Genomic DNA, 12,833 nt, shown 5'->3' with positions numbered 1-12,833 from the left:
CACTATATTTTTACAATAACTGGCTCAACGAATGGTTGAGCCACCCCTACACAAAGGACTAAAACGATGAAAAAACTAGCAACTATTATCTCTGCTGCGGTACTTTCTGCTTCGATGTCTGCGACGGCATCAGCACAAGACACAATGGCGATTGTGGTATCGACGCTAAACAACCCATTCTTCGTGACGATGAAAGAAGGCGCTGAAGCGAAAGCGAAAGATTTGGGCTATAACCTGATCGTTTTGGACTCACAAAACGACCCTAGCAAAGAGCTTTCGAATATCGAAGATTTGACCGTTCGTGGCGTGAAAGCAATCTTAATTAACCCTACAGACTCGGATGCAGTGTCAAATGCTATCCGTATGGCCAACCGATCAAATATCCCAGTACTTACTCTTGACCGTGGTGCAAGTCGTGGCGACGTAGTCAGCCATATCGCGTCTGACAACGTAGTTGGTGGTGAAATGGCTGGTCACTACATCATGGAAAAAGTAGGCGAGAAAGCGAAAGTTATCCAACTTGAAGGTATTGCGGGTACTTCAGCGGCACGTGAGCGTGGACAAGGTTTCATGAACGCAGTGAAAGGCTCTGAAATGGAACTCCTTGCGAGTCAGCCAGCGGACTTTGACCGTACTAAGGGCCTTAACGTAATGGAAAACTTGTTGGCGGCGAATCCAGATGTACAAGCGGTATTTGCTCAGAATGATGAGATGGCCTTAGGTGCGCTTCGTGCAGTACAAGCAGCGGGTAAAGACGTGATGATTGTTGGCTTTGATGGTACAGAGGACGGCATGGCTGCGGTTAAGCGTGGCAAACTTGCCGCGACTATCGCGCAACAACCAGACATGATCGGTGCTTTGGGTGTTGAAACTGCAGATAAAGTACTGAAAGGCGAGAAAGTTGAAGAATACATTCCAGTACCACTAAAAGTTGTTACTGAGTAATTGTTAAGATTCCCTCTATGTAGAGGATAGCAAAGCTCTCCTTTAACCAAAGGAGAGCTTTAATTGAAGCTGGTTATTCTCTTCCAAGTTAATTTCGGCCTGTCATATCAAGGCAATCCCAAGTTAATTTATTTGAGTAAAAGGAACAATGTATGAATAAACTCATCGTATTGGGTAGTGTTAATGCAGATCATGTACTGCAAGTTCCTTCATTCCCGAGACCGGGCGAAACATTACACGGGATGAATTATCAGGTCATCCCAGGTGGTAAAGGTGCCAATCAGGCGGTGGCTGCGGCGCGACTGGGAGGTGACACTGGCTTCATTGCCTGTGTGGGCGATGATGCGTTTGGCATTAACATTCGTGAAGCATTCAAAGCTGATGGTATCAATATCGCGGGTGTTCAGTTGGAACCGGGCACACCAACAGGTATCGCGATGATTCAAGTTGCAGAAAGCGGTGAGAATAGTATTTGTATCTCTGCTGAAGCGAACGCAAAGCTAACAACCGCTCGTGTTGAACCTCACAAAGCGATGATTGAAGAAGCAAATTACCTGCTGACACAGCTAGAGACGCCTATCGAAGGCATAGAGTATGCGGCAAAACTTGCGAAACAATCGAAGACCAACGTGGTATTAAATCCCGCGCCAGCGATGGCGTTACCAGACTCACTACTTGAGTGTGTAGATGTTATTACGCCAAATGAAACTGAGGCGGAAGTACTCACAGGAATTACCGTTATCGATGATGAGTCTGCGCAAGAAGCGGCAAATGCGCTTCATCGCAAGGGCATTGAAATTGTAATGATCACGCTTGGTTCAAAAGGCGTTTGGTTAAGTCAGAATGGTCGTGGTGAGCGTATTCCTGGCTTCAAAGTTGAAGCAACGGACACGACTGCTGCGGGCGATACGTTCAATGGCGCATTGGTCACTGGTTTAATTGAAGGAAAATCGATTGAAGAGGCGATCGTTTTTGCTCATGCTGCCGCTGCTATTTCTGTCACTCGTTTTGGTGCACAGACTTCCATTCCAACGCTAGATGAAGTAAAAGAGTTTTTAGAGCAAAACGCTTAATTAGCGGCAAAAACAAAAAGCAGTGGAGACCGTAGTCCAATGGCAACGATGAAGGACATAGCAAGGCTTGCTGGTGTATCCACATCTACAGTGAGTCATGTTATCAATAAAACGCGATTCGTGAGTGAAGAGATTTCAGAGCGAGTAAATAATGCAGCTAAGGAGCTTAATTATGCGCCTTCTGCGCTTGCTCGAAGCCTGAAAATGAATCGTACTAGAACAATTGGAATGTTAGTGACGACCTCGACCAACCCGTTTTTTGGGGAAGTGGTAAAAGGGGTTGAGCGAAGCTGCTATCACCAGAATTACAACCTTATTCTGTGCAATACAGAAGGGGACACTGAACGAATGAGGGCATCCATTGATACGCTTCTTCAAAAGCGTGTCGATGGACTTATTCTTATGTGCTCTACACTGGAAGGGGAGAAACTCGATATCTTTGAGCAATATCCTTCGATTCCTGTCGTCGTCATGGATTGGGGCCCCATCCACTTTGAAAGTGACAAAATTCAGGATAACTCGTTCCTCGGCGGTTATCTGGCGACAAAACACCTGATAGAAAGTGGTCATTCAGAAATTGGTTGCATTACCGGTCCGCTTAATCGTCACCAAGCTCTGATGCGATATGAAGGATACAAAAAAGCATTGAAGGAGACAGGGGTAACTCTGAATCCTGACTGGGTCATCGAATCGGACTTCGAATGTGACGGAGGGGCTAAATCGCTTGATACTTTAATGGCCAGAGGAAAATTGCCAACGTCGATATTTGTTTGTAATGACATGATGGCAATGGGGGTGATCAATGCTGCCCATAGTAAAGGAATAAAGGTGCCCGATGATCTATCTGTCATTGGCTATGACGATATTCACATTGCCAAGTATATGACGCCATCTCTAACGACTATTCATCAGCCTAAGTACCGTCTTGGCAAAGCCGCAGTAGAAACATTGCTGGCGAAGATAGAAAAAACGACGCTTGCTTCGGATGTCGTTCAACTGGAGCCGACACTCATTGTGCGCGACAGTGTAAAAGTGCTCAGTAAAGCGGGCTGAGTTTGAGAAATGAGTCGTTGAGCATCGTGGTCACACAAAGCTCAACGACCCGTTTGTGGCTTAAAGAGCCTGAGTCAAAATTTCTCGGCTTACGTCAGGGGTGATGGTTCGATTTTCACCCAACATGGTGTAGCCATTGTGTTCAAGCTTCTCAATGATCAACTCAATTGCATCCGATTTATCTCCGGAGACTTCAGACAAGCCTGTGTCGACATGCAGGCTGGCGTAAAAAGCCTCAATTGATTGAATGGTCCGCTCGGCAAGGTCGGCGCTGTCCTCCAGTCCGAATACATTTCGGCCCATTTGTTCGATTTTTGCTTGCTTATATTCGAGTTGGTTGCGAAGCAATGCAGGCTGAATAATGGCGAGTGAACGGGCATGGTCTACACCCCATAAAGCAGTCAGCTCGTGACCAATCATGTGCGTTGCCCAATCCTGCGGCATACCCGCACCAATCTGTCCATTCAGCGCCTGATTCGCAGTCCACATTAGATTGGCGCGCCACTTGTCATCGCGCTGGTTAAATTGAGCCCCAAGTTCAAGCAGATTTCGCAATAGTACTTCTGCATAACCTTCTTGAACCATGTGACCCGTCGGTGAGGTAATATACTGTTCGCACACATGAACCCAGGCATCTACCAGTCCATTAACCAACTGCTTTTCAGGTAAGGTTTTCATTGCGTCAGGGTCAAGAACGGCAAATTTCGGTCTGACGGCTGGTGAAAGAAAGCCAAGTTTTTCGTTGGTCGCTTTCCGGGTCACTACTGCACCCATATTCGATTCAGATCCGGTTGCTGGTAGTGTTAGTACCACACCAATCGGTATCGCGTTGTCCACTTTATAGTCACCGGTTATCAGATCCCAACTGTCGCCTTCATGAAGAGCGGCGGCCGCAATGTACTTGGTTCCGTCGATAACTGACCCGCCGCCAACAGCGAGCAGGTAGTCGATGTTCTCGGCTTTGACTTGTGCAATTGCTTTGTCCAGGGTTTCTTTGGTTGGATTGGCTTCAACCCCTGAAAATTCGGACCAGGAGTGCTGGCTGAGTGAGGCCACGACCTGATCATAGACACCATTTTTTTTAATAGATCCGCCTCCGTAAATAACAAGTACTTTGGCGTTCTTCGGAATGCTCGAAGAGATCTGCTGAATCTGCCCCTGGCCAAAATGAATAATGGTAGGGTTAGCGTAGCTAAATTTCATTATTTGTTGCCTCATATTGTTAAGTTGCGTTACGTGGTAGGATAACTGGAAGATATGTTACTGATAGTACTTATGGTGGGGGTGATTAGATCAGGCTTCAAGGGCAAACCTGATCTATCTTTGTTGTGCGAAGTAGCAAACTAACTGCAGTTGGGCGCCAGTCCGGCAATTTGACGCTCTTGCTGGAGTTCTTTGTGTAACGAATCTAATTGAATTTTGGCCTGTTGTGGATCGTTGACAGACGTGTTGAGTTTGACGAATTTGTCTATGGCTCGTTCTACACCTCCGGTGTTATTGCGATCAAAGTCGATGAGTGCCTGCATAACAATACCAGCTTCACGATAGGACTCTTGCGAGGCACCTTCTGCCGCGAGTGCGGCCCTGTAGGCGTCATCGTGCTGACAGGAAATAAGTGCGTTAAGTGAAGTCTCCACCTCTGGCCCAAACTCCAGAGCAGGTTTAGCAGATGCAGATTGTGATTGTTTTTGTTGGGCTTCTTGTTGCTTGTCCTTTGAGTAACCGTCAATGGCACCAGCGGCCCCTCCCGCTAGAGCGCCTGCTGTGACATTGCGGCTCAGGCGATAAGTATTGACTTCACCATCCACAATCAGATCGGTCAGGGCACCCAACATGCCCGCAGATACGGCACCCATCGCGGCACCCTCTGCAGCGCGTTGTGTGGTATTGGCTCCACACCCAATTAACATAGATGAGGCAATAGTCACAGCCAGAAAAGTTTTGAGTTTCATGAGCAAAATCCTAGGGTAACTGGTTGTTATTCAAGAAGTATAGAATGGAATGACCTAACTTTCGTCAGATAATTCAATCACTGTTTATAATTTGGGTGTTAAGCCCGATAAACGACCAGTAATAGCTCGTCATCCCTACATGATTAAAATCTCGAAACAGATCAATTTCTAACTTTTTTAACCAGCATGAATTTGTATTCTTGATGCAAAATAAGTTACCCGAAATTTCAGTTGTTAAGCATTTAATTGCGAGTCATTTCTTAAATATCATCTATAAAAAACTCATTAAGAGTAAAAAATATCCGCTTATTTTTCATTGTGTCTAAAGTGTGTGATTGAGATGTAGTCACTATGTAAACAGTTATCTGCTCGCTAGGTGGCTGCCGTTCTACATGTACGTGAAATATTCTACTGACAAAGAAAGGATTCATAATGAAAGACTCTAACAAGCCCGACAGGTCAAAACACTGGAGCAAACTCAGCGTGCTGGCAGTGTTATGCACATCTGCACTCTATTCCCAACAAAGTTTTGCTGTTACATCCCATTCAGACTGTCGCCCTGACGGACTCTATCAGACACAGGGTGTAGATGTACCTTACTGCACATTGTATGACACCGAGGGGCGCGAACTGATGGGGGCGGATCACCCAAGACGAGTGATCGGTTACTTTACCAGTTGGCGTTCCGGTGACGATCCTCAGTCATCTTATCTGGTTAATGACATTCCCTGGGAGCAGCTTACTCATATTAATTATGCTTTCGTCAGTATAGGCTCAGACGGCAAAGTGAATGTGGGGGATATCAATGACCCAAACAACGTTGCAGTGAGCAAAGAGTGGCCTGGGGTTGAAATAGACCCTGCTCTGGGATTTAAGGGGCACTTTGGAGCACTGGCGACAGCCAAGAAGAAACATGGCGTAAAAACACTGATTTCTATTGGTGGATGGGCGGAAACCGGCGGTCACTTTGCTCCTGATGGGACACGTGTGGCGGATGGTGGGTTTTATACTATGACCACCAATGCCGATGGTTCAGTGAATACTCAGGGGATCGAAACCTTTGCGACTTCTGCCGTAGAAATGATGAGAGCCTACCAATTTGACGGTCTGGATATTGACTATGAATATCCCACATCAATGGCGGGTGCTGGCAACCCGGATGATACGGCTTTTTCTGAGTCCAGACGTGCTTACTTATGGAAGTCCTATGAAGTACTAATGAAGGTGCTACGTGAAAAGCTTGATGTCGCCAGTTCTCAGGATGGGGTTCATTATATGTTGACGATCGCGGCACCGTCATCCGGGTATCTGCTGCGAGGCATGGAAACCATGTCAGTCACCAAATATCTCGATTACGTTAATATCATGTCTTACGATTTACATGGTGCATGGAATGACCATGTAGGGCACAACGCCGCCCTTTATGATACCGGTGAAGACTCAGAGCTGGCTCAATGGAATGTGTACGGCACTGCCGCTTATGGTGGGATTGGCTATCTGAACACCGACTGGGCCTATCATTACTTCCGCGGTTCAATGCCAGCAGGCCGAATCAATATTGGTGTGCCTTATTACACCCGTGGTTGGCAAAATGTAAGTGGAGGAACTAACGGACTCTGGGGACGTGCGCCGTTGCCAAATCAGTCTGAATGTCCGGCGGGCACGGGCGAAGGTGAAAAGAACAATTGTGGATACGGTGCTTTAGGTATCGACAATATGTGGCATGACAAAGATGTTAACGGCAATGAAATGGGTGCAGGCTCTAACCCTATGTGGCATGCCAAGAACTTAGAGAAGGGGATTTGGGGCTCCTATGCACAAGCTTATGGCCTAGACCCTGTAAACGATCCAACCGATAAGTTTGTGGGGACCTACACTCGTAACTATGACAGCGTCGCCATCGCACCTTGGTTGTGGAACGCAGAGAAGAACGTGTTCCTTTCTACCGAAGATGTGGAATCTATTGATGTAAAAGCCCAGTACGTCATTGACAAAGAAATAGGCGGCATCATGTTTTGGGAACTAGCCGGAGACTACAATTGCTATGTTCTTGATGCTATTGGCAATCGCGGGGCGGTGGATCCGACGGAACAGGCGTGTGCTTCAGGAAATGGAGAGTTTCACATGGGGAATAGCATGACTAAGGCTATGTACGAGAAATTCCTCAGTGCTTCACCATACGGAAACAAGGTCGCCACAGGCACGATACCTACCGAAGCCGTTGATATTGCAGTAACGGTAGACGGTTTCAAAGTCGGCGACCAGAACTATCCGATTAATCCCAAGGTAACTTTTACCAATAATACCGGTACCGACATTCCGGGCGGCACAGAATTTCAGTTTGATATTCCGACATCTGCTCCTGACAATGCAAAAGACCAGTCTGGTGGTGGGCTCAAAGTGATTGCGTCCGGTCATACCCGCGCTAACAACATCGGTGGCTTAGATGGCACAATGCATAGAGTCGCGTTCACACTGCCAAGCTGGAAAAACCTGGCAGCAGGTAGCACGTACGAATTGGATATGGTGTATTACCTGCCTGTTTCCGGTCCCGCAAACTATACGGTGAACGTGAATGGTGTGGACTACGCCTTCAAATTTGAGCAACCTGATCTGCCGCTTGCGAATTTGAGTAGTGGTGGCGGTAACGGTGGTGGTGATACTGGCGGTGGTAACTCAGGTACTTGTGATACCACTGGCGTTAATGCCTATCCTGATTTTCCTCAGGTGGATTGGAAAGGGGACCCAAGCCATGCGAATGGCGGCGATCTGATGAGTTATGATGGTGTTGTCTACAAAGCCAAGTGGTGGACCAACTCCATTCCGGGTAGCGATGGAAGCTGGGAGAAAGTGTGTATTATTTGAACCGTCTGTCGTCAATGTAGATTGTGAATGATTGAGCGAAATGAGAAAGCCGCCCGATAATAATTGGGCGGCTTTATTGTTAAGGAAAAGCGATGTCTCGCTTTGATATCAAGGAGAAATGTAACCCTAGTCGAATATGTATCCTTCGGGGATCACCACAATCCCTTTTTCGGAGATGTGGAATTTTTTCGCATCTGCAATGGGGTCAAGGCCAATTTCTGTGCCATCCGGTATCACTACGTGCTTATCGATAATACAGTTGGCGAGCTGACAATTTTCACCCACGGTGACATCACCAAAAATGATGCTGTCTGCGATCGTAGCGCCGTCATTGATTTTCACATTAGAAGAGAGAATCGAATGGTGGACTGAGCCCCCTGAGTTGACAACGCCATTGGCAATGATGGAGTTGATGAAAATCCCTTCGTTACCCGTCGCAGAGGGTACCGTTCTGGCTGGTGGAAGCTGAGGTTCGTAGGTGCGAATCCCCCAGTTTTCCTGGTACAAGTTCATTGGTGGTACGGGTTCAAGTAAGTCCATGTTCGCTTCGTAGAAGGAGTCAATAGTCCCCACATCACGCCAATAGCTGTCTCGAGCGACCCGACCTTTTTCTGAGCCGAAATTATAGGCATAGACACCCTGTGTATCAATGAGCTTGGGAATAATGTCTTTACCGAAGTCATGGCTGGACGTTTCTATCCCGGCATCTTCATGCAGGGCGTCTTGCAGGGTTTCCATATCAAAGACATAAATCCCCATTGAAACCAGAGAGCGATCGGGGTTACCCGGCATAGAAGCGGGCTCGCTCGGCTTTTCATCAAATGCGGTTACCTGCTTACTGGAATTGGTTGCCATCACCCCAAAGGCCGAGGCTTCATGCTTGGGAACGTCCATGCAGGCAACGGTAAGTTTTGCTCCTGTCTGTTTGTGCTCCTCTATCATTGCCTCATAATCCATCCGATAGATATGATCACCGGACAACACAACCACATATTTTGCATCATTTCGCGATAACAGCCACATGTTGTGATAGATCGCATCTGCGGTGCCCTCATACCATTTGCCGCCTTTTCTCATTTGAGGCGGCACGACGGTAATGAATTCCTTCAGTTCGGGGTTAAAGATGGACCATCCATCTCTGATGTGCTTGTGCAGAGAATGAGATTTGTACTGGGTTAGTACTAGGATTTGTCGTAATCCAGAGTGCAAACAGTTGGTGAGCGTAAAATCTATGATTCGGTATTTACCTCCAAAGGGTACGGCGGGTTTGGCTCTGTCATCGGTTAGGGGACTTAACCTTGAGCCCATGCCTCCTGCGAGGACGATAGTAAGAACATCTTGCATCCTATTTCTCCCTGAAATTGTGCAATGTAAGTATTGTAGTCGATATCCTTACAAGAACTACGCCATAATCTAACATTATGAATTTAAGGGGATAGCAACGACTAATAGGAGGAGTTTGCACCAAAGTGGTGAGTTGTAGTCATTAGTTGCACTGCTATTGTACTGATAGGTCTTGTTTGATTCATAGTGGTGCAAAATCTATACAGGCCATTAAATTGGCGGTGAAAATGTCCGCCATCACAATTATTTACGAGGAATATTGCTATAGTGGTTAAAACTGAATTGCGGAGATAACTTCAATGAGACCGTTTATTCCTACGCTGATGATGCTGTGCGCGCTAATTGCATTACCCCTTCAGGCGCAAACACCGACAGAAATCGTTGAAAGATCCGATAAATCCATGCGAGGAGAGTCCAGTTATTCGGAGCTAACCATGCGCATTATTCGTCCTGACTGGACAAGGACAATGAGTATGAAGAGTTGGACCAAAGGACAAGATCTTTCCCTTGTTCTGGTTACTGCTCCTGCTAAAGATAAAGGATCGGCGTCTCTTAAGCGGCAACGTGAAATGTGGAACTGGTTACCTAACATTGAGCGTATCGTGAAGATCGCTCCATCCATGTTAGGCCAATCGTGGATGGGCTCGGATTTTACTAATGATGATTTGATTAATCAGTCATCTATAGTCGTCGATTATGCCCACGAAATGGTAGGGCAAGAAGCCTTTGATGGTGAGCCAACCTGGGTTATTGATGCGATTGCCAAACCAGATGCTCCAGTGGTTTGGAGCAAAGTCAGATTGTGGATTTCAAAGCAAAGTTACCTTCAGAGGAAAGCTGAGTTTTTTGATGAGTTTGATGAAAAAGTGAATACCATGCAGACCTTTGATATTAAAGAACTAGGTGGAAGACAGGTTGCCACTCGAATGGAAATGATTCCTGCTGATAAAGTTGGTCAGAAAACAGAAATAATCACGCATCAGGCGCAGTTTAACTTTGCTATCGAAGACAATTTCTTCTCACAGACCCAAATGAAAGCGTTGCGTGATTGAGGGCACTCTGTTTATTGAGAACTATTCGGGTTGAAGTCGGAATCTAGGGAGCGTACGAGGGTAAAGGATGTTAATCAAACTTGCTTGGCGCAACTTGTGGCGACAAAAAAGACGTACGTTACTGACGGCGTCAGCGTTAGCTTTGGCGCTGTTTCTGTCACTTTTAACGCGCAGTTTCCAAGAGGGCAGCTATAACATCAACATCGATAATGCTGCCCGTTTCTACACTGGACTGATCCAACTTCAGCACCCAGAGTATGCAGAAAGTGCCAGTATTGATGACCTGCTTTCCGCAGACATTGAACAGTTTCCAACGTTAAACACAATTCCTGAGATAAGTTTTGTGCTACCGAGAATTGAATCAGTCGCATTGGCTGCGGCGGATGATCGATCCAAAGGCGTGCTGGTTTTGGGTGTTGATCCTCTGCTTGAAGATGCGTATTCAGGTGTCAGTGATAAGTTGACGGAAGGGGAATTCTTAGCTCCCGACAGCAAGGCAGTACTGTTGGGGGAGGGGCTGGCAAACTTTCTGAAAATAAAAGTAGGTGATGAAATAATACTCTACGGACAAGGTTATAGAGGGCAGACTGCCGCAGGCCTTTACACTGTAAATGGGCTTCTTCACTTCCCCGTGTCTGCGCTGGATAATCAGCTTGTTTACATGCCTCTCCATCTGGCTCAGGAACTCTATAGTACAGGTAATAACCTCACTTCCTGGGTGATACATACCAAAGACCTAAAGCAAATAGGTAAAGTAGAACAGCGACTTGTGGATCATTATAAAGATCAAATCAGGGTGCGAGACTGGCAAGATTTGTCACCAGAAATGGCCCAGCAAATCGCTATGGACCGAGCAGGGGGTATTTTCCTGATTTACATTCTTTATGGCATTGTCGGATTCGGCCTTTTCGCCACAATCATGATGATGACACTAGAGAGGCAACGAGAGTTTGGTGTGATGCTCGCCACCGGGATGGTACGCGGCAAACTACTTTCTTTATTGTTTATTGAGTCAGCGTTCATTTGTGTTCTGGGCATCGTTCTTGGGGTGTTGGTGTCGACACCGGTATTAGGATATTTCTACTTTAATCCAATCGAAATGACGGGAGATGCGGCGACTGCGATGATTGAGTCGGGCTTCGAACCAATATTGCCAGTCTATATCGATACGACTTTAGTGATTAATCAGGCTATAGCGGTAAGCTCAATTTTGTTGCTGTGCCTGATTTATCCCGGTTGGCGAATTTTTCGTTTGAATTTGGTTTCAGCACTTAAAGGAGGCTCGCATGCTCATTAGACTTGCATGGCGAAACCTATGGCGAAACAAAATTCGAACTGCAATTATGGCGGGTGCCATGGTGTTTGGTCTCGTTGGTGTGGTGGCCATGATGGGGTTTATGAACGGTATGACCAACAACATGGTCTATAACGCGATTGCCTGGCAAACCAGTCACCTTCAGATTCACAATCAACGTTTTAATCAAAACCCAGACATTAAAGATGTGGTGATCCAACCGGACAGGGTAGAGTCAGTACTCAACTCGAATCGTAACGTTCAGGATTGGGTGCCCCGATTTGTCGTAGATGGCATGCTGGCTTCAGCGCGCAGCACTCGCGGTGTGAAGGTTGTCGGTGTTGATGCTGAGAAAGAGCGTGACTTCACCCCGATATCGACACGTTTGGTTGGTGGAGAATGGCTTGACGCACAAGGCCGCAATCCCATCCTTGTATCGGCTAAAAATGCTGAGCGGTTGAAGTTAAGAGTCGGGTCGAAAGTGGTTATTACTTTTACCGATCCTAACGGTGACGTTACTGGCGCAGCATTTAGAGTCAGAGGAATCTTTAAGACACCCTCGTCAGCCTATGATGATAACCATGTGCTTGTCCGAATGTCGGATATCCAGTCTTTAGCCCAACTTAAACAGGTTCACGAATATGCGGTGAAACTGAACGCAGAAGTCGGGGCCAAAAGTGAGTCTCAGGTGCGGCAACTGGTAACAGAGATTAAAGCCAGCGTCTCCACCGACAATGAAGTGCAGGGCTGGTATCAGCTTCAACCACTGCTCGCAACGATGATGTCAACGATGGATACCAGTAACCAAATAATGCTCATTGTTTTTGTCGTCGCGATGGCATTTGGGATTGTCAATATCATGTTGATGTCGGTATTTGAGCGAACTCAGGAATTTGGTGTACTGATGGCTGTGGGCATGCAAAAGCACAAAATATTTGCTTTGGTCATGTTAGAGACGGTGATGTTGGGTAGCTTGGGTGCAGTGTTGGGGATAATGGGTAGCAAGTTGCTGATTAGCGTGCTGAGTTACACCGGTCTTTCACTGGGCTCCATGGCAGAAGGTCTGGGTGCATACGGTGTGGATACGCTGCTGTACCCACAAGTGTCAGGAGAGCAATATCTGATGGTGTTTGTAACGGTCTTCGTTGCCTCTGTTGTGGCTGCATTGTATCCGGCACGGCAAATACTGAAGCAAAAACCGGTAGAAGCAATGTCTGACAAGAAGTAGGTGAGGACAGGTTAAACAGAAGCGATG

Annotated in this window: 10 protein-coding genes; 7 read left to right on the top strand and 3 right to left on the bottom strand. The window is 46.7% G+C overall.

Translation table 11 applies throughout. From position 1 onward, the window contains the following. Positions 1-66 precede the first annotated feature (66 nt). From rbsB to C4S60_RS01470, 3 genes are all read left to right on the top strand, one after another. Positions 67-945, top strand: a complete 879-nt coding sequence (rbsB, locus tag C4S60_RS01480; RefSeq protein ID WP_103878543.1) for a ribose ABC transporter substrate-binding protein RbsB — start codon at positions 67-69, stop codon at positions 943-945. A 152-nt stretch (positions 946-1,097) separates the two neighbouring features. Further along, positions 1,098-2,018 carry a ribokinase gene (gene rbsK / locus C4S60_RS01475; protein WP_103878542.1) on the top strand — a complete coding sequence of 307 codons (921 nt, stop codon included), beginning with the start codon at positions 1,098-1,100 and terminating at the stop codon, positions 2,016-2,018. Between the two features lie 39 nt (positions 2,019-2,057). Beyond that, the gene (locus C4S60_RS01470; RefSeq protein ID WP_103878541.1) at positions 2,058-3,071 is read left to right on the top strand and encodes a substrate-binding domain-containing protein; all 1,014 of its coding nucleotides are present in this window, start codon (positions 2,058-2,060) and stop codon (positions 3,069-3,071) included. Between the two features lie 60 nt (positions 3,072-3,131). Here C4S60_RS01470 and C4S60_RS01465 read toward each other — a convergent pair whose 3' ends face one another. Both C4S60_RS01465 and C4S60_RS23690 read right to left on the bottom strand, forming a co-directional pair. Continuing rightward, the gene (locus tag C4S60_RS01465) at positions 3,132-4,274 is read right to left on the bottom strand and encodes an iron-containing alcohol dehydrogenase (RefSeq protein WP_103878540.1); all 1,143 of its coding nucleotides are present in this window, start codon (positions 4,272-4,274) and stop codon (positions 3,132-3,134) included. Positions 4,275-4,414: 140 nt separating this feature from the next. Beyond that, positions 4,415-5,023, bottom strand: coding sequence for a hypothetical protein (locus C4S60_RS23690; RefSeq protein ID WP_208623228.1), 609 nt, complete (start codon positions 5,021-5,023; stop codon positions 4,415-4,417). Positions 5,024-5,455: 432 nt separating this feature from the next. Between C4S60_RS23690 and C4S60_RS01455 the strand changes: the two genes are divergently transcribed. Continuing rightward, complete coding sequence (locus C4S60_RS01455) at positions 5,456-7,888, top strand: chitinase C-terminal domain-containing protein (RefSeq protein ID WP_103878539.1); 2,433 nt, start codon at positions 5,456-5,458, stop codon at positions 7,886-7,888. 126 nt (positions 7,889-8,014) lie between these two features. Here the strand turns inward: C4S60_RS01455 and glgC are convergent, their stop codons facing one another. Continuing rightward, entirely contained in the window at positions 8,015-9,232 is a 1,218-nt protein-coding gene (glgC, locus tag C4S60_RS01450; RefSeq protein WP_103878538.1) for a glucose-1-phosphate adenylyltransferase, read from the bottom strand. Positions 9,233-9,555: 323 nt separating this feature from the next. On the opposite strand from glgC, the gene C4S60_RS01445 reads away from it, so the two are divergent. The 3 genes from C4S60_RS01445 to C4S60_RS01435 all read left to right on the top strand — a co-directional run bounded on the left by C4S60_RS01445 (position 9,556) and on the right by C4S60_RS01435 (position 12,806). Then, positions 9,556-10,284: an outer membrane lipoprotein-sorting protein gene (locus tag C4S60_RS01445; protein ID WP_425275102.1), complete on the top strand. Its 729-nt coding sequence runs from the start codon at positions 9,556-9,558 to the stop codon at positions 10,282-10,284. Between the two features lie 67 nt (positions 10,285-10,351). Then, complete coding sequence (locus C4S60_RS01440) at positions 10,352-11,581, top strand: ABC transporter permease (RefSeq protein ID WP_103878536.1); 1,230 nt, start codon at positions 10,352-10,354, stop codon at positions 11,579-11,581. Further along, positions 11,571-12,806, top strand: a complete 1,236-nt coding sequence (locus C4S60_RS01435; RefSeq protein WP_103878535.1) for an ABC transporter permease — start codon at positions 11,571-11,573, stop codon at positions 12,804-12,806. Before C4S60_RS01440 ends, C4S60_RS01435 begins: the two co-directional genes overlap by 11 nt. Positions 12,807-12,833: the final 27 nt, after the last annotated feature.

The sequence above is a fragment of the Vibrio hangzhouensis genome (genome assembly GCF_900107935.1).
GTDB lineage: Bacteria > Pseudomonadota > Gammaproteobacteria > Enterobacterales > Vibrionaceae > Vibrio > Vibrio hangzhouensis.
Note: the sequence above shows the minus strand (reverse complement) of the source record. Positions and strands in the feature narration are given on the sequence as shown.

What these genes read in the sequence shown, in the direction of transcription:
- rbsB (WP_103878543.1), top strand. Translation starts at nt 67, where the DNA reads ATGAAAAAACTAGCAACTATTATCTCTGCTGCGGTACTTTCTGCTTCG.
- rbsK (WP_103878542.1), top strand. Translation starts at nt 1,098, where the DNA reads ATGAATAAACTCATCGTATTGGGTAGTGTTAATGCAGATCATGTACTG.
- C4S60_RS01470 (WP_103878541.1), top strand. Translation starts at nt 2,058, where the DNA reads ATGGCAACGATGAAGGACATAGCAAGGCTTGCTGGTGTATCCACATCT.
- C4S60_RS01465 (WP_103878540.1), bottom strand. Translation starts at nt 4,274, where the DNA reads ATGAAATTTAGCTACGCTAACCCTACCATTATTCATTTTGGCCAGGGG.
- C4S60_RS23690 (WP_208623228.1), bottom strand. Translation starts at nt 5,023, where the DNA reads ATGAAACTCAAAACTTTTCTGGCTGTGACTATTGCCTCATCTATGTTA.
- C4S60_RS01455 (WP_103878539.1), top strand. Translation starts at nt 5,456, where the DNA reads ATGAAAGACTCTAACAAGCCCGACAGGTCAAAACACTGGAGCAAACTC.
- glgC (WP_103878538.1), bottom strand. Translation starts at nt 9,232, where the DNA reads ATGCAAGATGTTCTTACTATCGTCCTCGCAGGAGGCATGGGCTCAAGG.
- C4S60_RS01445 (WP_425275102.1), top strand. Translation starts at nt 9,556, where the DNA reads ATGATGCTGTGCGCGCTAATTGCATTACCCCTTCAGGCGCAAACACCG.
- C4S60_RS01440 (WP_103878536.1), top strand. Translation starts at nt 10,352, where the DNA reads ATGTTAATCAAACTTGCTTGGCGCAACTTGTGGCGACAAAAAAGACGT.
- C4S60_RS01435 (WP_103878535.1), top strand. Translation starts at nt 11,571, where the DNA reads ATGCTCATTAGACTTGCATGGCGAAACCTATGGCGAAACAAAATTCGA.